This is a genomic window from Agromyces tropicus, from assembly GCF_039531345.1.
In the GTDB taxonomy this organism is placed as follows: domain Bacteria; phylum Actinomycetota; class Actinomycetes; order Actinomycetales; family Microbacteriaceae; genus Agromyces; species Agromyces tropicus.
Map to the genome: position 1 here is coordinate 153,988 of NZ_BAAAPW010000008.1, position 19,723 is coordinate 173,710.

General features: G+C 73.6%; 13 protein-coding genes. 2 read left to right on the forward strand and 11 right to left on the reverse strand.

What is annotated here, in order from left to right; translation table 11 throughout:
* Window positions 1–4: 4 nt before the first annotated feature.
* Window positions 5–1,918 carry a sensor histidine kinase gene (locus ABD230_RS18905; protein ID WP_344378918.1) on the reverse strand — a complete coding sequence of 638 codons (1,914 nt, stop codon included), beginning with the start codon at window positions 1,916–1,918 and terminating at the stop codon, window positions 5–7.
* Between the two features lie 15 nt (window positions 1,919–1,933).
* Complete coding sequence (locus ABD230_RS18910; protein ID WP_344378874.1) at window positions 1,934–2,605, reverse strand: response regulator; 672 nt, start codon at window positions 2,603–2,605, stop codon at window positions 1,934–1,936.
* A gap of 221 nt (window positions 2,606–2,826) precedes the next feature.
* Here ABD230_RS18910 and ABD230_RS18915 point away from each other — a divergent pair, with 221 nt between their 5' ends.
* On the forward strand, window positions 2,827–6,552 hold the full coding sequence (locus ABD230_RS18915) for a DUF3376 domain-containing protein (RefSeq protein ID WP_344378876.1): 3,726 nt from the start codon (window positions 2,827–2,829) through the stop codon (window positions 6,550–6,552).
* A 77-nt stretch (window positions 6,553–6,629) separates the two neighbouring features.
* Here the strand turns inward: ABD230_RS18915 and ABD230_RS18920 are convergent, their stop codons facing one another.
* From ABD230_RS18920 to ABD230_RS18960, 9 genes are all read right to left on the reverse strand, one after another.
* Entirely contained in the window at window positions 6,630–8,438 is a 1,809-nt protein-coding gene (locus ABD230_RS18920; protein WP_344378878.1) for an ABC transporter ATP-binding protein, read from the reverse strand.
* A complete protein-coding gene (locus ABD230_RS18925; RefSeq protein ID WP_344378921.1) occupies window positions 8,435–10,273 on the reverse strand; it encodes an ABC transporter ATP-binding protein in 1,839 nt (612 codons plus the stop codon). Before ABD230_RS18925 ends, ABD230_RS18920 begins: the two co-directional genes overlap by 4 nt.
* A 483-nt stretch (window positions 10,274–10,756) precedes the next feature.
* The gene (gene ddaH, locus ABD230_RS18930; RefSeq protein ID WP_344378880.1) at window positions 10,757–12,013 is read right to left on the reverse strand and encodes a dimethylargininase; all 1,257 of its coding nucleotides are present in this window, start codon (window positions 12,011–12,013) and stop codon (window positions 10,757–10,759) included.
* A 78-nt stretch (window positions 12,014–12,091) separates the two neighbouring features.
* Entirely contained in the window at window positions 12,092–13,189 is a 1,098-nt protein-coding gene (locus tag ABD230_RS18935; RefSeq protein ID WP_344378883.1) for a Glu/Leu/Phe/Val dehydrogenase family protein, read from the reverse strand.
* 134 nt (window positions 13,190–13,323) lie between these two features.
* On the reverse strand, window positions 13,324–14,934 hold the full coding sequence (gene purH / locus ABD230_RS18940; protein ID WP_344378887.1) for a bifunctional phosphoribosylaminoimidazolecarboxamide formyltransferase/IMP cyclohydrolase: 1,611 nt from the start codon (window positions 14,932–14,934) through the stop codon (window positions 13,324–13,326).
* Window positions 14,931–15,524 carry a phosphoribosylglycinamide formyltransferase gene (purN, locus tag ABD230_RS18945; protein WP_344378890.1) on the reverse strand — a complete coding sequence of 198 codons (594 nt, stop codon included), beginning with the start codon at window positions 15,522–15,524 and terminating at the stop codon, window positions 14,931–14,933. The genes purH and purN overlap by 4 nt, the downstream gene beginning before the upstream one ends.
* Window positions 15,525–15,596: 72 nt before the next feature.
* On the reverse strand, window positions 15,597–16,943 hold the full coding sequence (locus ABD230_RS18950; RefSeq protein WP_344378892.1) for a cell division protein PerM: 1,347 nt from the start codon (window positions 16,941–16,943) through the stop codon (window positions 15,597–15,599).
* Between the two features lie 30 nt (window positions 16,944–16,973).
* The gene (locus ABD230_RS18955) at window positions 16,974–18,398 is read right to left on the reverse strand and encodes a hypothetical protein (RefSeq protein WP_344378894.1); all 1,425 of its coding nucleotides are present in this window, start codon (window positions 18,396–18,398) and stop codon (window positions 16,974–16,976) included.
* A 105-nt stretch (window positions 18,399–18,503) separates the two neighbouring features.
* Entirely contained in the window at window positions 18,504–19,019 is a 516-nt protein-coding gene (locus ABD230_RS18960; protein WP_344378899.1) for a hypothetical protein, read from the reverse strand.
* Between the two features lie 356 nt (window positions 19,020–19,375).
* On the opposite strand from ABD230_RS18960, the gene ABD230_RS18965 reads away from it, so the two are divergent.
* Window positions 19,376–19,723, forward strand: a 348-nt coding sequence (locus ABD230_RS18965) for a hypothetical protein (RefSeq protein WP_344378901.1), incomplete at its 3' end; no start/stop codon positions are given.

The following is a 19,723-nucleotide window of genomic DNA, read 5'->3' on the forward strand; positions in this document are numbered from 1 at the left end:
GCCGTCAGTGGTCGACCGGCGTGCCGATCACGCCCGGGGCGACCGAGGTCGTCGGCCCCGGTTCGGCGGCCGAGTCGGGTGCGGCCGCCTCCGGCTCCGCCGCGACGAGCAGGCCGGCGCCGGAGACCGGCAGGTCGGGCGACGCCTCGAGCTGCGCCGGCATCCGCACCGTCACCGTGGTGCCCTCGCCACGCGGGCTGTCGAGCTCGACCGTGCCCCCGACCGCGTCGACCCGGTCCACGATCCCGAGCATGCCGGTGCCGCGGTCGAGCGACGCCCCGCCGACGCTGTTGTCGCGGACCACGAGCACGAGCTCGTCGCCGTCGACGTAGGCGCGCACCCACGCCCGGGTCGCCTGCGAGTGCTTCGCGACGTTCGCGAGCGACTCGGCGACGGCGAAGTACGCGGTCGACTCGATCAGCTCGGGCAGGCGACCCTCGGGCTGCACTCCGACCTCGACGGGCACGGGGCAGCGGCCCGCGATCTCGGGCAGGGCGAGGGCGAGCCCGCCCTGCGAGAGCAGGCTCGGATGGATGCCGTGCGCGAGCTCGCGCAGCTCCTTCAGGCCCTGGTTCAGCGCGTCGATCGATCGGTCGAGCGCATCCGCGAGCTCCTCCTGCCCGCCCTGGCGGGCCGTGTTGGCCGCCAGCCGCAGGTGCATGCCGAGCGACACGAGCTGCTGCTGCGCGCCGTCGTGCAGGTCGCGCTCGATCCGCCGGCGCGCCTCGTCGCCCGCCTCGACGATGCGCTGGCGCGACTGGCGCACCTGCTCGAGCGTGCGCTCGATCTCCGAGCGCAGGCGCCCGTTGTCGACCGAGAGCCGGAGCGCGCTCGAGACCCCGTCGAGCAGGCGCATGTTGTCGGTGAGCACCCGGTCGTGCCGGATGAGCGCGATCGGCAGCCCGGAGGGCGAGGCGACGGGCAGAATGCTGTGCCCGCGACCCGCCTCGGCGGAGTCGATCGGCTGCCCCGACGCGTCCACGTAGCGTCCGCGTTCCTCCTCCCACCAGTAGACCTTCACCGAGTCGTCGCGCAGCGTGCGCGCCAGCGACTCCGCCCAGATTCCCCGGTCGGCGCCCTCGCGCGTGATGCGCATGAGATCGGCGACCCGGGCGCGCATGTTGCGGGCGTGCGAGACGCCGGCGACGAAGCACACGGGCACCGACGCCATGGCCACGAGCGACACGGTCTCGAGCGCGAGGTTCGCCGGGGAACCGGTCGCGTAGCGCACCATCTGGGCGGCGAGCGTGCTCACCCAGGCCAGCAGGGCGACCGGCATGAGGAACGCGACGGTGCGCGCGGGCACGCTGCCGCGCACCCACCGCAGCAGCAGGCGCACGGCGATCGCGATCGCGAGGCCCACGCCCACGACGCGGTAGCCGATGTCGACGACCGCGAAGACCGCCGGCGCCTCGGCGATGCGGTACGGGTTCGGCACGCAGGCGCAGGGCACCGAGTCGGTCCCCGCGAGCGCGAGGACCGTGAAGAAGTTCACGACCGTCGCCGTCAGCGCCGTCGCGGCGATGAACCGGTCGAACCGCCCGCCGAGGCCGCCGCGGGGGTAGACGAGCACCAGGATGCCGGCGACGACCGCCCAGCCGAGGTCGACCCCGCGGAGGACCGGCCACAGCCAGCCGAGCTGCTCGACGACCGGGTAGAACGACTGCGGGATCCAGAACAGGACGAAGATGATCATGAGCCGCGCAGGCACGGGGTTCGGCCCGATCGCCCAGGCGACGCCCGCGCACGCCGCGAAGACGAGCGGCACGCTCGCGTGCACCGTCGTCCACGACAGCTCAGGGCGCAGCGCCTCGGGGGTGACGAGGTAGCCCGACACCTCCATGAAGAGGCTGAGCGCGACGACCGTGGCGATGATCGCGCTGCGGCGCGCGATCCGTCCGCGTCGGCCCGGGGCCATCACGTCGCGGTCACCTCACCGCTGTCCCAGGAGCGTGAGCACCGCGAGCACCCGGCGGTGGTGCTCGGGCGACTCCTCGAGGTCGAGCTTCTGCAGGATGCTGCGCACATGGGTCTCCACGGTCTTCAGCCCGAGGAACAGCGTCTGCGCGATGCCGCCGTTCGAGTAGCCCTGCGCCATGAGCTCGAGCACCGAGCGCTCGCGCTCGGTGAGCCGGGCGAGCGGATCGTCCGCGCGCGTGCGCTTGACGAGCTGCTCCACGACCTCGGGGTCGACGACCGAGCCGCCGGCCGCCACGGTCTGCACCGCGCGCACCAGGGTCTTGGGCTCGGACACCCGCTCCTTCAGCAGGTAGCCGGTGCCGCTGCCCGCGCCCATGACGCGCAGCGCGTACTCCGGCGTCGCGTACATCGACAGCAGCAGCACGCCGAGGTCGTCGCCGCGCTCGCGGATGCGCTCGAGCGCCACGATGCCCTCGTCCCGGTAGCTGGGCGGCATGCGGATGTCGAGCACCGCGGCATCGGCCTCGGTGTCGCCGAGCACGGCGAGGAGCTCGTCGGCCGTGCCGACCGACGCGACGACCTCGATGCCGCCCTCCTCGAGCACCTTCGCGATCCCCTCGCGGAGCAGCATCGCGTCGTCCGCGATGGCCACGCGCAGCGGCCGGTCCTGTGCGAGCTCAACCATCAAGGCACCTCCGATCGAAGGCGTGCGTGAGCCCCCGACGTCCAAGCGCCGCCTACGGCGAGGGTATCGCGTCGCGTCGATGCGGTGGGGGACCCCGTTGTGGGGACAGTCCCGTGCGCGGCCGTCCCCCGGCGTGCCACGCTGTACCCAGGCCCGCGCACCCCCTGCCCGCCCCGCGCGGCCCCGTGGCGCCGGCCCGCGCCGACCATCCGAGGAGCGTCATGATCCGAACCGGATCGTCCGCGGCATCCGACCCGAGCACGGGCGTCGGCGCCGCCCCCGCCCGACCCGTCCACGTCGTCGTGGTCGGGCCCGACGAGACCGTCGAATCGGTGCTCGCCCGGCATCCCGGCGCGACGGCGTCCTTCAACAAGACCCTCAGGGTCGCGCTCGCGATGCGCGGCGGCGTGAGCCTCGCCGTGTGGATCGGCGGAGCGGTCGCGGAGCTCGATCTCCTCCGCCGCATCCGCCTCTACGACGACGGCCCCACGACGCTCGCCCTGGTCCCCGAGACGCCCGGGACACCGCTGACCGAACCGGTGCGGATCCGCCTGCAGGCCTACGCCGAGATGCTCGACGCGGCGGGGTTCGACCGCGTGGAGTTCGACCTGCTGGCCGGAGCGAGCGCGGGCGGCCTGAACGCCGTCATGTACGCGGTGGCGCAGCGGGCGGGCACCGGGCTCGGCGGCCTGCTCCGCACGTGGGGCCGGGTCGGCGGATTCTGGGGCCTGCTGCACCCGCCCGGCGCGAAGGGCATCCTCGCGCTCATGCGCGGTGAGGACTACTTCCGGAAGAACGTCTTCGACGCGCTCGTCGGCATCTACGACGACGACGACCGCCACGGCGACCTCGTGACCGAGTACGCCGCCGTGGACCTCTCGGCCACGGTCATCGATGCGTCGGACGAGTACGAGATCGACGCGAACGAGGGGCGCGGCCACTTCCGGTTCGTCGGCGACGACGACCAGCCGTCCGGCAATCGCATCCCCGCCCGTCGTCGTCGGGCGGACGGGCGCGAACTCATCGAGCTCGGCGCCGACCCGTGCGCACCGGACCGGCTGGACCCGGTGGGGCGCGCCGTCGAACGGCGGGAGGCGGCAGCGGACGAGGACGTCCGCGAGGCGTGGGAGGAGCGGCGGCAGGACCTCGTGGGGCTCTCCCGGCTCGCGCTCGCCGCGCGTTCGACGTCGTCGCTGCCCGGCGGGTTCGAGCCCGCCCTGATCCGCTCGATCGACGGCGGGGACGACACCGACGACGGCGACGACCGCCCCGGGCCCGGGATGCGCTTCGCGTTCGCCGCCCACCGCGAGGACGCGTCGCACCCGTACCGCATCGTCGACGGCGCGGTGTTCGACAACGTGCCGATCGAGCGAGCCCTCCGCGCCGCACGCTCCAGGACCTCGACGAGGCGCGCCGACCGGGTCATGCTCTTCCTCGACCCGGAGCCGGACCCGCCGATCGGCGGCGGGATCTGGAACCCCCACGCCGGACGCTTCTTCAGCGCGATCAAGGCGATGTACGACCGCCAGCTCCGCCGGGAGTCCGTGGCCCGCGAGGTCGCCGAGCTCGAGCGCTTCAACACCGACCAGCAGGTCGCCGCGGCGAGGTTCCGCAGCTCGGCTCCGATCGTGCGGAGTGCGCTCGCCGACCCCGCCGGCGCCGGCCCCCGACGCGAGGCGTACCTCGCGGCGCTCGGCGCGGAACTGGCCGACCACCTCGCGGAGACCATCGCCGCCCCGAGCCTGTGGCAGTTGCACTCGTCGCTCGCACGCCGTCGCCGGTTCCGCCCGATCCCGCTCCTCCGGCTCACCGGGCTGGACGACGCCGCGGGCCGGGTGGTCGACGCGCTCCCATCCCAGCATCGGGATCGCCTCGCCCGCTCCTCGCTGGCACTGGCCGACGCCGCGAACTGCGTGCTCGGCTGGACCCGCGCGCTGGAGGCGATGCCGGCTCGGACGTCGTCCCGGCAGGGCCCCGACTTCGCGACCGTCCGCACCGCCGCCTACGACGCACTCACCGCGGCGATCGACGGTCGCGACCGCGCCACGGCCGAGGTGCTCGAGCGGTCCGACCGCTTCGCGACGGAGCACGACGGGGCCCCCTCGACGACGGAGCTCGGGGCCTGGGTCGCGAGCTGGCTCGCCGAGGACCGCCGCTGGCGGCTCCGGGAGCTCTGGGACAACCTCGACCGGGCCGTCGCGCGCCTCCGCATCGCCAGCGTCACCATCGAGCGAGAACTCGCCGACGGGAGCCGGCCGTCGTCGCCGGAGTGGGAGACCTCCCCCTGGCGTCCGCTCGCCGCCGCGCCGATCCTCGCTGCCGCCGACCTCCCTCCGCTCTACCACTCGGCCGGCATCCCGCCGGCACTGTCGAACGTGCGCTACTGGGCGATCGGCGTCGACGAGCCGCCGGTGAACCCGCGCGCGTACCGGACGCTGGTCCTCGACCGGTGGTACGCGATGCTCGGTCGCGTGCTCCGCACGCCGGGCACGACCCCGAAGGACGCGGCGGAGCTGCTGAGCGGGCCGACAGCCACCTCGGCGCTCGATCGGGGCTCGAAGCTCGCCGGCTACGGGATCGGCAACTTCCTCGGCTTCCTCTCGCGGGAGTGGCGGGTCAACGACTGGTGGTGGGGGCGACTCGACGCCGCCGGCGGCATCACGCGCTTCTTCGCCTCGATCACGCCGGGCTCGACCGGAACGGATGCCACGACGCATCGACTCCAGGACGCGGTGCTGGCGGAGTCGGACGCGATCGATCTCGCCGACGAGGGGCTCTCCCCGCTCGAACCCGCCGAGGCGCCCGTCGCCACGGATCCGACGCAGCGGATGCCCGAGGACGACGCGGCGGGTGAGGACCCGGGCGACGCCCGGCGGGCACGGATGCGCGCGGGCACCGACACCATCGCCAACCTCCGTCCGACGTACCGGTTCGCGATCGCGTCGCGTGCGCTCCGCCTGGTCGACCGCGTCGCGGTGCAGCCGATCCGGACCGCGACGCGCGTGCTGTCGTGGATCGCGCTCGCGTTCGTGCGGCCGCTGCTCGTCCCACTGCCGACCATCGCCGACCCGCCGCGCCTGGCGCTGATCTCCGGCTTCGTCGCCGCGGTCGCGTGGCTGCTCACCTGGGACGACCTGACGCTCCAGTCCACGACCTGGATCATCGTGGCGGCCATCTCGGGCCTCATCGCCTTCGGCGTGATCATCGCGCAGGTGACGACCCGGTTGCGTGCCTGGACGCGCGTCGCCGACGAGCTGTCCGGACCGCTCCGCGCGAACGCGGAGGCGGCGCGGTCCCGGGCGCTCCTCCCGGTCCGCGTCATGACGGGCGTCGCGCTGGCCAGCGTCTTCCCGTTCATGATCGCGATCATGGGCAGCAACTTCCTGCTCATGGTCCTCTGCCTGGGCGTCACGGTCACGCTCACGATGATCGCCGTCCGGCTCGCGTCGGCGTCGTCGCGCGCACCGGTGCCGCATCGGCGCGCCCGCGCGGTGCTGATGATCGCGACCTTCGGCCTGCTCGGCGGCGTGCTGCCCATGGTGCAGTTCGTCATCGAGTCCACCGGCGGCTCGCCCGAGGTGCCGAACACGTGGAACCGCGCCGTGCTCTCCGCCGGTGCCGCCGCCGTCACGATCGCGCTGACCGTCGACTGGCTCAGGATCGTCTACCGGCCGGACCGGAACACCCCGTGCCCGGACCGGCCGCGATGGTTCGAGCGTGTGAACGCCGTGAACTGGGTCACGGTGACGGCGCTGTCGGTGGCGGCGGGCTGGCTCGCGCATGCCGGCGCCGCCGTCGCGACACGGGGCATCGCCCCGCTCCTGGCCGACACGATCGCCGCGACCGTCTTCGTCATCGTCTGGGCCAACGTCGTCTGGTGGATGCCGGACCTCGTCCGCCGGGTGCCGGCGATGGACGACGGCGTCACCCGGGCGCCGCGCGCCTGACGCCGCGTCCCGGCGGGCCCGGGCGCAACAGGGGGCGGATGCCGCGAGCGCGCGCCCGCGGCATCCGCCCCGCCCCCCTAGACCAGCGAGTCCCGCCAGGCGGCGTGCAGCGCGGCGAACCGGCCGGTGCCACCGATGAGCTCGTCGGGCGAGCCGTCCTCGACGATGCGGCCGTGCTCCATGACGAGCACGCGGTCCGCGATGGCGACCGTCGAGAGCCGGTGCGCGATGATCACCGCGGTGCGGTCGGCGAGCAGCGTCTGCAGGCCCTCCTGCACCAGCCGCTCGCTCGGGATGTCGAGCGAGCTCGTGGCCTCGTCGAGGATGAGCACCGCCGGGTCGGCCAGGAACGCGCGCGCGAACGAGATCAGCTGGCGCTGGCCCGCCGACACGCGCCCGCCGCGCTTGTTCACGTCGGTGTCGTAGCCGTTCGGCAGTCCCTCGATGAACTCGTGCGCGCCGACCGCCTGCGCGGCGGCGACGATCTCCTCGAACGACGCCTCCGGCTTGCCGAGGGCGATGTTGTCGGCGACCGAGCCGGAGAAGAGGTAGGCCTCCTGCGTGACCATGACGATCGCGCGGCGCAGGTCCTTCGGGTGCATCCGGCGCAGGTCGACCCCGTCGAGCTCCACCACCCCGTCGCTCGGGTCGTAGAACCGCGAGATCAGCTTCGCGAGCGTCGACTTGCCCGCACCCGTCGACCCGACGAGCGCGACGGTCTGGCCCGCGGGGACGTCGAGGTCGAACCGGGGCAGCACGACGCGATCCGCCGTGTACGCGAACTCCACGCCCTCGAACCGCACGCGGCCGTCGGCCGTCCACAGGTCGACCGGGTCGGCCGGGTCGGGTACGCTCGGCTGTTCCTCGAGGACGCCCGAGATCTTCTCCAGCGCCGACGCCGCGGACTGGTAGGAGTTGTAGAACATGGCCAGCTCCTCCATCGGGTCGAAGAACCGCTTGGTGTAGAGCACGGCCGCGAGCAGCACGCCGACCTCGATGGCCCCGTCGACGGCGCGGAACCCGCCCACGAGCAGCACCGCGGCGACCGCGACGTAGCCCATGAAGTTGAGCGCCGGGTTGTACACCGCGAAGAGCCCGAGCGCCTTGGCGTTGACGTCGCGGTAGTCCTCGACGAGGTCGCCGAACACGCGCTCGTTGCGCCGCTCGGTCCGGAACGCCTGCACCGCGCGGATGCCGGTCATCGTCTCGACGAACTGCACGATCAGCTTCGCGCTCGCCACGCGCGACCGCCGGAACAGCCGCTGCGAGCGCACCTGGAACCAGCGCGTGAGCACCGCCAGGGGCAGCAGGGTGACGAGCAGCAGGAGGCCGGACAGCCAGTCCAGCCAGACCAGCGCGATCGCCGTGAACAGCATGTACAGCACGCCCCGGACGAGCTGGTTGATGCCCTCGTCCATGAGCTCGCGGATGGCGTCGAGGTCGCTCGTCTGGCGCGAGATGATCCGGCCCGAGGTGTACGACTCGTGGAACTCGAGCGAGAGCTTCTGCGTGTGCAGGAACACCCGCGTGCGCAGCTCGATGAGCACCGACTGGCTCACTCGCGCCGCGAGGCGGATGTACCAGGCGATCAGGAACGCTCCGACCGCACCGGTCACCAGGTACGCGAGGCCGGCGAGCCCGATCGGCATCCAGTCCTGCCGCATGAGCGCCGGCAGTCCCTGGTCGATGCCGTACGCGATGATCGCGGGGCCCGCGACCTGCGCACCGGTCGAGACGACGATGACCGCCATCGTCAGCCAGAGCTGCGCCCGCAGCGGCTGCAGCAGGGAGCCGAGCAGCCGGAGGCTGCGCGCGCGGATCCACCGCGACTCCGCCTTCGTGTACTCCTCGCGCTCCTCGCCCTGCACTCCGGTCACGGTGCTCATCGGATCGCCTCCTTCGTCTCGACCGGGGCCGTCAGCTCGTCCTCGATCAGGTCGGACGCGTCCGCGCGGACGCGTCGTTGCTCGTCCTCGAGGCTCGAGATGACGAAGCGGTAGTGCTCCGACTCCCGCAGGAGCTCGGAGTGGGTGCCGACCGCGGTGATGCGCCCGTCCTCGAGGAGGGCCACCCGGTCGGCGAGCATGACCGTCGACGGACGGTGCGCGACGATCAGGGCCGTCGTGCTCGCGAGCACGGTGCGCAGCTCGGCCTCGACATTCGCCTCGGTCGCCACGTCGAGGGCCGAGAGCGGGTCGTCGAGCACGAGCACGGCGGGATCGGCCGCCACGGCGCGCGCGAGCGCGAGCCGCTGCCGCTGGCCGCCGGAGAGGCTCATGCCCTCTTCGCCGACCTTCGTGTCGACGCCGTCGGGCAGTCCGTACGCGAACCCGGCCTGCGCGATGCGCAGCGCCTCCTCGAGCACGCGCTCCGCCTCCGCGGCGACCGCCGGGTCCGATGCCGCGTCACCCGTGAGCTCGGGACGACCGAGCAGCACGTTGTCGCGGACGGACGCCGAGAACAGGGTCGCGTCCTCGAACGCCATCGCGATGTGGCGACGCAGCTCCTCGCGGCTGAGCGCGCGGACGTCGACGCCGTCGAGCTCGACCGAGCCCGCCGTCACGTCGTACAGGCGCGTCGCGAGTGCGGTCATCGTGGTCTTGCCGGACCCCGTGAGGCCGACGAGCGCCATCGTCTCACCGGGCTCGAGCACGAGCTCGATGCCGTCGAGCAGGTCGCCGAACCGCTCGGGCGAGTCCTGGTAGCGGAAGCGGACGTCGCGGAACGCGAGTTCGCCGCGGGGCCGCTCGACGCGGACCGGCTGCCCCGGATCGGTGACCTCGTTCTCGGTGTCCATGATGTCGAAGTACCGGTCGGTCGCCGTCCGCGCGTCGAGCGAGAACGCCAGCAGGAAGCCGATGGACTCGATCGGCCACGCGAGCACCGCGGCCGTCGCGAAGAACGCCACGAGCTGTCCGACCGTGAGCTCGCCCTGCGACGCGAGCACGACGCCGAGCACGAGGCAGACGGCGAGCGCGACCGCCGGGACCACGAGGATCCACACCCAGATCGAGGCATCGAGCCGGGCCTTCTCGATCTCGGTCGAGCGCAGCTCCTCCGCCCGGGCGCGGAAGGAGGTCAGCGCGTGCTTGCCGCGACCGAACGCCTTGAGCACGCGGATGCCGTGCACGGACTCCTCGACGGCGGTCGCGAGGTCGCCGGACTGGTCCTGGCTGCGGCGCGAGACCTCGGAGTACCGCCCCTCGAAGCGGTAGCCGACGATCCAGAGCGGGATCGAGCAGGCGAGGTAGATGAGCCCGAGCATCCAGCTCATCGAGATCAGGATGGCCGCGCCGACGACGATCACGACGAGGTTCATCACGAGCAGCACGAGGCCGAAGGCCAGCCATCGGCGGATGAGGCCGAGGTCGCTGACGGCGCGCGAGAGCAGCTGCCCGCTCGGCCAGCGGTCGTGGAAGCTCACCGGGAGGTCCTGCAGCTTCGCGTACAGCGCGTCGCGCATGCGGGCCTCGACGCGCGTGGTCGGGCCTATGACGAGCCAGCGGCGCAGTGCGAACATGGCGGCCTCGCCGGCGCCGAGCGCGAGCACGAGCAGCGACAGCGGCACGACCGCGGCGCGGTCGCCGTCGGCCAGGGGTCCGTCGACGATCGACTCGAGGACCTGCGGGATGGCCAGCGCGATGAGCTGGGCGACGAGGTACGCCGCCATGCTCGCGACGATGGCGGCCATGGCCGGACCGACGTATGCGCGCAGGCGCATGAGCGCGCGCACGGTGCCGAGGCGCGCCGGTTGAGGCGGGTGGAGGGTGGGATGGGTGGCGGTCACGCCGGTTCCTTCCGGGAGAGCGCGACGGGTCGCGAACGTGCGGACTCGTCGTAGGGATACGCGAAATGGCAGCGCGCAGTAGCGCGCGGACGGCGGGGCATCGGCCCCGCGGGAGAGTGCCGGCGACCCGCCGGCTGGACGGCCTGCGGCGCTAGTGCCGGGAGGCCGTGGCGGGGGCGGCGTACGTCGGGACGAGCGCACCGAACGCCGCGACCGTGCGGGCGGGAATGCCGGTGTTCTTCATGTCGTCCTCCTACGTCGTGGTCACGAACCCGATGGCCGCCGGATGGGTCCCCGAGCGGCCAGCCCTTCAGGCTATGCCCCTCGGCGTCGATCACGCAAGAGCGGATTCTTCCCGGCGCGGCCGATGCGTCGGCCGCCGCACCGACGGCCGGGTCGCCGACGCGGCGCCCGGCGTCAGCGCACCCGCACCGACAGGCAGGTGACGCAGCCCTCGAGCTTCTCGAACTCGCTGACGTCGACCGTGACGACCCGGTAGCCGAGGCCCGAGAGCAGCTCGGCCGTGCGCGGGGCGGAGGCCGACATGAGCAGGGTCTCGTCCGTGAGCACCACGACGGCCACGCCCTCGGGCTCCGGCACCGCGAGGAAGCGCGGGAACAGCGTCGTGGTCTCGAGCAGGTCGGGATGGCCGATGACCGTACCGTCGGGCAGCGCGGTGGCCGCGCTCTTGAGGTGCAGCGCCCGGGTCATCGGCACCGCGACGACGGTGTAGCCGAGCGGCGAGAGGATGCCGCGGAGCTGGCGGATTCCCTCGGGGTTCGTCCGCGACGAGGCGCCCACGTACACGGTCGAGCCGACCTTGAGCACGTCGCCGCCGTCGAGTGTGCCGGGCGCCGCGATGCGGGCCACCGAGACGCCCGGCAGTGCGCGGACGGCACGCTCGACCGCGTCGAGCTCGGGTCGCCGCGACTCGGCGCCGGGGTTCGTGAGCACCGCCGTGTCGCCGAAGAAGGCGACGGTGTCCTCGATGAAGACCGAGTCGGGCAGGTCGGGCGCCGCGTCGACCTCGACGGTCTCCCAGCCCTCCGCGACGAGGGCGGCGCAGTAGTCGTCCCACTGCTCGTCGGCCCGGGCCTGGTCGACGGGACGGCGATCGACGTGCGTGAGCTCGGCCTCGTCGAGGTTCGACGCGGGGATGCGCACGAGCGCGACGCGACGCGTGGTGCGTCGCGGACGGTGCTGGAGCACCGCGCGCGACACCCGTGGTGCGAGGAACACCTCGGCCAGGACGGCCGCCACGATGAAGACCAGGTTCAGCCCGAGCAGGCTCGAGAGCACGAGCGAGAAGACCTGGCCCGTCACCTGCACGCCGCTCGCGGCAACGTTCACGCTCGCGGCGAGGAGCGTCGCGAGCACGGCGGACGTGAGCCCGACCGGCAGCGCGAGGAACCACGCGCGCAGCGCGCCGACGGCGTTGCCGATCGCGAGCAGGCCGAGGAGCACGAGCGCCGCGAGGGCGAAGTAGGGGACGATCTGGCCGAGCACCGCCGGGTTCTGGTCGCGCGAGACGAGGTTCGCGAGCACGCCCGCCCCGAAGGCGACGAGGGCGACCGAGCCCGCCGACGCCAGCGCCGCGATCGAGCGACGGGCCACGGTGGCCTGCGCGGGACTGGGGGCGGGCACGGCGGGAGGCTGGGTCGCAGGGGGCGTCATGGCCATGAGCCTATCGGCCGGGCGAACGGGGTCGCGCCGGGTTGCGGGGCGACCGGCATCGCCCCGCAACGCGGGTGCTCAGCGTGCGGCGTCGAGGCGTGCCACGGCGAGCCGCTCGGCGGCCTCGAGGGTCGTGATGCCCGCGGCGTCGGCGTCCCGCAGGACGGCGCCGACCACGTCGCCGATGCCGGCGATGCGGCGGTCGAGCTCGTCCTGGCCGATGCCCGGCGCCGCCGCGAGGTCGAGGTAGACGACGCCGCCCGCGTTCACCACGAAGTCCGGCGCCCACACGATGCCCCGCTGGCGCAGCATCCGGGCCACGTCGCGCTCGGCGAGCTGGTTGTTGGCGGCGCCGACGACGGCGCGGACGCGGAGTTCCTCGACGACCTCGGGCGTCAGCACGCCGCCGAGGCCGCACGGCACGAACACGTCGGCCTCGACGCGGTGCGCGTCGGCCGGCGAGACCCACTCGGCGCCGAGCTCGTCGGCGAGGGCGCGCTTGCCCTCGTGGACGTCGGCGACGGTGAGGCGGGCGCCGCCCGCGGCGAGCGCGCGCGCGAGGCGCCCGCCCACCTGGCCGAGGCCGGCGACCACGAAGTGGCGGCCGGCGACCTCGCGCGACCCGAACACGTGCTCGAGGGTCGCGAGGATCCCGGCGTGCACGCCCGCGGCCGTGGCATCCGCAGGCTCGCCGACGCCGCCCTGGTCGGCCGGCAGGCCGCAGACGTGCTCGGTGCGCTCGTGCACGACGGACATGAGCTCGGCGCTCGTGCCCACGTCCTCGGCGGTCATGTACGCCCCGCCGAGCGACTCGACGGCGTCGCCGAGGTCGAGCATCGCGTCGTGCCGGCGTGCCTCGTCGAGCGTCTCCCCCGCCGGGATGCAGACGACCGACTTGCCGCCGCCGCGCGCGAGGCCGGCCGCGGCGTTCTTGAGGGTCATGGCCTGCGACAGGCGCAGCGCGTCGGCCAGCGCGTCGGTCCAGTGCTCGTAGTGCCAGACGCGGGCGCCGCCGAGGGCCTGGCCGAGGGCCGTCGAGTGGACGGCGACGATGATGGTGAGCCCGGAGCGCGGACCGCGCGTGATGAGCACGCGTTCGTGGTCGGGGGCGTCGACGGGCAGTGCGGCGTGGACCCCGTGGGACGGGGAGGGGGCCGGGGCGTGGGTGATCGACATCGATCGGTTCTCCTTGTTCATCGCCTTGTGGGCGTGGCTGTGCGGGCGCTTCGTGGGCGCCCTCACCTCAAGGGTACCGCCGCGCACCGCCCCCGCGGCGCCGCCGCGGCCGCCGCCCGGCGGGCCGGATCCGATCAGTGGAAGAAGTGCCGCTCGCCGGTGAAGTACATGGTCACGCCGGCGGCCTTCGCGGCCGCGATGACCTCCTCGTCGCGCACCGACCCGCCCGGCTGGACGACGGCCGTGACGCCCGCGTCGAGCAGGATCTGCAGGCCGTCGGCGAAGGGGAAGAACGCGTCGGATGCCGCGACCGAGCCCGCGGCGCGGTCGCCCGCGCGCTCGACCGCCAGCTTGCACGAGTCGACGCGGTTCACCTGGCCCATGCCGACACCCACCGACGCCCCGCCCGAGGCGAGCAGGATCGCGTTCGACTTCACCGCGCGGCAGGCCCGCCACGCGAACTCGAGGTCGGCGAGCGTCGCCTCGCCGGCGGCCTCGCCTGCGGCGAGCGTCCACTCCGAGGCCGGCGCGAACGAGCGGTCGGCCTGCTGCAGAAGCAGCCCGCCGGAGACCTGCCGGATCTCGGTGACGGGCGGCTCGAAGCCGTCGGGCAGCTCGAGCAGGCGGATGTTCTTCTTCTGCGTGAGGATCTCGACCGCCTCGGGCTCGAAGCCCGGCGCGACGAGTACCTCGGTGAAGATGCCGGAGACCGTCTCGGCCATCTCGCGCGTCACGGGGCGGTTCGCCGCGATGACGCCGCCGAAGGCCGACACCGGGTCGCACTCGTGGGCACGGCGGTGGGCGTCCGCGATCGGGTCGGCCGCACCGACGGCGGCGACCGCGATGCCGCACGGGTTGGCGTGCTTGATGATCGCCACGGCCGGGGCCGCGAAGTCGTAGGCGGCCCGCACCGCGGCATCCGCATCGACGTAGTTGTTGTACGACATCTCCTTGCCGTGGAGCTGCCGGGCCTGGGCGATGCCCGGGCGGCCGCCGACGGCCGAGTAGCGGGCCGCCTGCTGGTGCGAGTTCTCGCCGTAGCGGAGGTCGGCGTCCTTGGTCCACGCCGCGCCGACCCACGCGGGGAACGGCGACTCCTCGGCGGCCTGGTCCGGCGCGATCGCGTTGCCGATCCACGACGCGACGGCGATGTCGTAGGTGGCGGTGTGGCGGAACGCCTCGCGCGCGAGCGCGCGGCGCTGCACGAGCGTGGTGCCGCCCGCGCGCACCGCCGAGACGACCTCGTCGTAGCGCTCGGGCGAGACGACCACGGCGACGTTCGCGTGGTTCTTCGCCGACGCGCGCACCATCGCGGGTCCGCCGATGTCGATCTGCTCGACGATGGCGTCGGGCTCGGCACCCGACGCGACGGTCTCGACGAACGGGTAGAGGTTCACGACCACGAGCTCGTACGGCGCGATGGCGAGCTCGGCGAGCTCCCGCTCGTGGTGCTCGAGCCGGAGGTCGGCGAGCAGCCCGGAGTGCACGGCGGGGTGGAGGGTGCGCACGCGCCCGTCGAGGTGCTCGGGGTAGCCGGTGACGTCGGCCACCTGGGTGACGGGCAGGCCCGCGTCGGCGATGGCCTTCGAGGTGCCGCCCGTCGAGATGATCTCGACGCCGGCGTCGACGAGCGCGGTGGCGAGTTCGACGACCCCGGTCTTGTCGCTCACGGCGATGAGGGCGCGGCGGACGGGGACGAGGTCGCGCTCACGGTAGAGGGCCGGGTCGATCGTGGCTCCGCTCATGATGCGGCGAGCTCCTTCAGGTCGAGGTGCGAGTTGGCGATGTCGAGCACGGCCTGGATGAGCAGGCGCCGCTCGACGGGCTTGATGCGGTCGTGGAGGGTGGTCTCGGTGTCGCCGCGGAGCACCGGCACGCGCTCCTGGGCGATGATCGGCCCGCCGTCGACCGAGTTGTCGACGACGATGAGGCTGGCCCCGGTCTCGGTGACGCCGGCGGCGAGCGCGTCGCGCACGCCGTGCGCGCCCGGGAACTCGGGCAGGTACGCGGGGTGCGTGTTGACGAGGAACGGACTGAACGCGTCGACGACCGCGGGCGGCACGAGCCGCATGAGACCCGACAGGATGACGAGGTCGGCGCCCCACGCGCGGACCTGCGCGATCAGGGCGTCGCCCCACTCCTCGCGGGAGTCGTAGGCGGTGTAGGGCACGGTGAACGCGGGGATCCCGAACTCCTCGCCGAGCGCCAGCCCCTCGCAGTCCCGGTCGGCGCCGATGGCGACGACGCGGGCGGGGAACTCGGCGTCCTCGGACGCCTCGAGCAGCGCGCGGAGGTTCGATCCCGTGCCCGAGATCAGCACGACGAGCTTCAGCACCCTATGAGGGTACCCGTCGCGCGGACGAGCGGATGACACGCTCCGGTCCGCGCACGCGAGCGGGGCGCTGCGTCAGCGCCGCCCGCGCGTGATGCCGTCGAGCTCCACGGTGGCGTCGGGGTCCTCCGCCGGTCGATCCTCGCCGTCGGCGCGGGCGTCGCGCCACCACGGGTCGTTCGGCGGCGGCTCCTCCTCATCGGGGCGTCCGTGCCGCGAGCGGGAACGTGCGGCGAACGCGCCGGCGATCGCACCGACCCCGACGCTCGCCGCAGCGACCCCGGCCACGAGCAGGGCGTCCGGCCCGACGTCCGCGAGGCGTCCCGGGCCGGCCGCACCGGCCGACGCGGCCGCCATCACGCCGAGCACGAGGCCCGCGACGACGCCGGAGCCCGCACCGACCGCGAGCGTGGCCCACCACGGCTCGTCGTCCCGCTCCGGCTTCGACCGCGCCACGAGCGCCGCGCCGAGGAAGCCGAGCAGCACCGGCAGCGCCAGCCAGAGGACGCCGAGCGGCGCCCCCTCCGCGGGCAGCCCGCCGAGCAGCGGCAGTCCCGGCACCGGTCCGATGAGGGTGACGCTCGGCGAGACGATGGTGCCCGTGCCCAGCGCGAAGCCGGGCCCGAGCATCCACGACGCGGTCCAGACGACGACGTTCGGCAGGAGCAGCAGTTCGGCGAGCGTGATCGCGATGCCACCGTCGACGCCGGCGCCGAGCGTCTGGTAGAGCCCGATGATCGTCGGATGGTCGAGCACGATGCGCACCGCGACGAGGACCGCGGCGACGGCGATCACGCCGAGCGCCGAGCCGACGCCGACCCGGATCGCCGAACGCACCCCGGCGCTCGCGACGAACGGCACCGTGTCCAGGCGCTCGCGCACGGCGCTCGTCGTGACATCCGTCGCCCAGCCGCGCCGCCCGAACGAGACCATCACGCCCGCGAGCACGCCGGCGGCGATGATCGCGCCCGGCAGCACCGCGGCCTGCCAGACCACCGGCATCGCGACGGGCGACGACGCGAGCAGCGCGCACGCGGTGCCGAGCAGGGCCGTGACGAGGACCGCCGAGACGGCGCCGACGATGGGGGTGCCGCTCGCGGTCGCCCGGCGCCCGATCCGGAGGCCGAACGCGAAGGTCAGCGCGGCGAAGCCGAGGAGGGCCATGCCGATCGTGAACGGCTCGTCGGCGCCCGCCATGCCGACCACCGACGCGGTGGCGGCGTCGAGGTGCACGACGAGGTCGACGCCGTGGCCGAGGAGCCAGGCGTCGGCCGCGGCGCGGAAGAACGCGTCGACGGGCACGGCGAGCCCGAAGTGCACGGCCCAGAGCAGCATGAGCGGGACCAGCGCGAGGCCGTAGCCGACGAGGGCGGCGACCGTGGCCTCGAGCGCGGCCAGGAGGGCGATCGTCGTGCGTCTCATCGCACGCGAGCCTAACCCGGCCGTGCGCGCTCAGCCGACAGGACGTGCGGGCTCGGCCGGATGCCCGGCGTCCGCGGCCGCGTCGGCCGCCGCGTCCGTCTCCGAGGGCGCGGGCACCTCCTCCGGTCGCCGGACCAGCTCGACGACGAGCACGGCCAGGAGGGCGATCACGACCGTCCAGAGCACGGTCGACGCACTCAGCGGCCGGCTCGCGAGCAGTACGAGGGACGCGATCACGGCGATCGCGGCGTACGCGACGACCCGCCAGCGGTGCAGGCCGGCGCCGAAGCGACCGGTGCTGATGCCGTGCGACGCGGCGCTCGAGCGCACCGCGCCGAAGCCGTCGTCCGCGAAACCGCGCACGCGCCGGGCGGGCGCAGACGGACCGGAGAGCCAGGCGATGAGCGCGACGGCGATCGCGAGCACCGTGAGCGCGGTGATCGACGACACCATGAGCTGCGTCAGGCCCGCGAACAGCGACTCCGCCGCACCCTTCGGCATGATCGACGGGCTCACCGTGCCGACGAAGAAGAGGCGGCCCGTGCCGAAGCCGGCGAGGGTCAGGAGCATCGTGAGCGCCAGCCCGACCGCGGTCCAGACGAGCGCGACGCTGCGTCGCTTCGCGACGAGCACGCCCGCGGCCAGGAGGGCGAGGACCACCCACGGCAGCCACGTGCCGGCGGCGACCGCGAGCGCGTAGATCGTCTGCACGAGGACGAGCGAGTCGGACTGCGCGATCTGCACGCTGCGGTCGATCACGGGGATCGCGGCCGCGAAGCCCACCCCCTGCTCGGTCAGGCGGTCCTTGACCGCCTGGATGATCGGCCCGAGCTGGATCGACAGCGTGCCGTCGCCGCCGATCGCCAGCGCGGCATCGGGATCGCCCTGGAGCGCGGCGGTGAACTGTCGGTGCGTGGCGGTGAGCGACGCGCGCCAGACGTCCGCGAACGCGTCCGAGGCGATGACCCGGTCGACCGTCGACGAGAGCAGGGAGCTGAGGCCCTGCGCGGCGGGCGCCTCGAGCAGCCCGAGGGCGTCCTCCGCGCGGGGCGGCAGGTCGAGGGCGCGGATGCCGTCGAACACGTCCGACGTCAGCTGCGGGATGTCGACCTGCTCTTCGATCGCGACGGTGACCTCGTCGGCGATGAACGCCTGCACCTCGGGGTCGTCGGCGAGCGGACCGAACGTCGAGACGAACCGGTCGGTGTCGACGAGCTCGGCGCGGGCCCACGCGCTCACGACCGCGACCGGCGCGAGCAGCAGTCCGAGCACGACGAGGACGACGGCGGCGACGGTGCGCCCCCGACGCCGCTTCGGCGGCGCGGTCGCGACTGCCGCGACGTCGGCCGACAGGTCGCGCGTCTCGGCGACGTCGGCGCGGAGGCGTTCGTTCTCGGCCTCGAGCTCGGCGATGCGGGCGCGCAGGTCGTCGTCGGTGTCCGTCGCATCGCTCATGTGCGATCCACTCCCCCGGGGTCGGCTTCGCAGCCGACGATATCGAGGGGCCCGCCCGCGCAGGGGTCCATGGTCCCGCGACACGCCGCGGCGCGGCATCCGTCGTCAGTGCACGAGCGCCTTGAGCACGATCATCGCGACGCCGAAGGCCGCCGTGCCGAGTGCGCCGATCACCTGCATGAGCACGCTCGCGCCGCGCCGGCGGAAGGCGATGAAGCCGAGGACCGCGAGCACGACCACGCCCGTCCAGAGGGCGGTCCAGTTGGCCAGGGTGTCCGGGATCGCGCGCGTCGCGCCGAGCAGCAGGATCGCCGACGGGATGAGCGCCGCGACGAGCATGCCGAACGAGCGTCGGAGCGCGCCGCGGAAGGCCTCGCCGAGGCCGACCATCCGGCCGTCGTCGAACCCGTGGTGGGCGACCGTGCCGGCGTAGACGTGCGCGGCCCAGAACACCAGCACCGTGATGAGGACCGTCCAGAACACCTGCCACGAGCTCTCGCCGTGGCCGGCCGCGACGACGATCATGCCCGAGACGAGGATGACGCCGTAGACCGACTCCTCGGTCACGAAGCTCGTGCGGAGGACGTGGGCGGCGCTGGGCCTGGGCGCTCCGGTGGTCATGGACCCATGCTGCCACGCCCGCGCCCGCGGCCACGGCGAGCGCGGATCGACCCCTGTTCTGGGGATATGAGCATTGCTCAGTACCGGTTCCGGGCGCACCGCTGCCGGAGTATCGTGCGGACTGGCGTACCCAAGGACCACTACGGCGCGACGCACGCCCGCGACGACCTACCCACGTCGGCGGACGCGCCGATGACAGGAGCCCGATCCTGCCCGCTCGCCCGCAGGGGACGTCCGGCCCGCCCGGACCGGACGAAACTGCGACACCGGAGGCGATGATGCCCCACACAACCCGAATCCGGACACCCGAGCAGCGCGCGGCCTTCCGGAGACGATGTCTACGAGGGGCCGCAGGAGTGGGCTTCCTCGCGCTCGTGAGCACCGTGATGATCGGCGGTCCGGCGCAGGCGGTCAACCCGCCGGGCATCATCAGCCTCGACGGCAGCAACTTCGAGATCGACTCCGACGCGAACCTCGTGGTCGACAACGTCGGATGGGACGACTGGGCCTCGGTGGACTACGTCGTGCAGCCGGACGCCGAGTCCGGCACCGGCGACGACTCGTTCGGCCAGGGATCCAAGGAGGACACCCCGGTGCCCTCGCCTGTCACCGGCAGCATCCCGCCGAACAAGTCCGACCTGAAGAACTTCGGGCTCTACCTCGAGGAGACCCCGGGCGGCGACTTCCTGCACCTGTTCTGGCAC

Excerpts from the sequence above, each read along its gene's own strand:
- ABD230_RS18905 (WP_344378918.1), bottom strand. The coding sequence starts at position 1,918 with ATGGCCCCGGGCCGACGCGGACGGATCGCGCGCCGCAGCGCGATCATC.
- ABD230_RS18910 (WP_344378874.1), bottom strand. The coding sequence starts at position 2,605 with ATGGTTGAGCTCGCACAGGACCGGCCGCTGCGCGTGGCCATCGCGGAC.
- ABD230_RS18915 (WP_344378876.1), top strand. The coding sequence starts at position 2,827 with ATGATCCGAACCGGATCGTCCGCGGCATCCGACCCGAGCACGGGCGTC.
- ABD230_RS18920 (WP_344378878.1), bottom strand. The coding sequence starts at position 8,438 with ATGAGCACCGTGACCGGAGTGCAGGGCGAGGAGCGCGAGGAGTACACG.
- ABD230_RS18925 (WP_344378921.1), bottom strand. The coding sequence starts at position 10,273 with ATGCGCCTGCGCGCATACGTCGGTCCGGCCATGGCCGCCATCGTCGCG.
- ddaH (WP_344378880.1), bottom strand. The coding sequence starts at position 12,013 with ATGACGCCCCCTGCGACCCAGCCTCCCGCCGTGCCCGCCCCCAGTCCC.
- ABD230_RS18935 (WP_344378883.1), bottom strand. The coding sequence starts at position 13,189 with ATGTCGATCACCCACGCCCCGGCCCCCTCCCCGTCCCACGGGGTCCAC.
- purH (WP_344378887.1), bottom strand. The coding sequence starts at position 14,934 with ATGAGCGGAGCCACGATCGACCCGGCCCTCTACCGTGAGCGCGACCTC.
- ABD230_RS18950 (WP_344378892.1), bottom strand. The coding sequence starts at position 16,943 with ATGAGACGCACGACGATCGCCCTCCTGGCCGCGCTCGAGGCCACGGTC.
- ABD230_RS18955 (WP_344378894.1), bottom strand. The coding sequence starts at position 18,398 with ATGAGCGATGCGACGGACACCGACGACGACCTGCGCGCCCGCATCGCC.
- ABD230_RS18960 (WP_344378899.1), bottom strand. The coding sequence starts at position 19,019 with ATGACCACCGGAGCGCCCAGGCCCAGCGCCGCCCACGTCCTCCGCACG.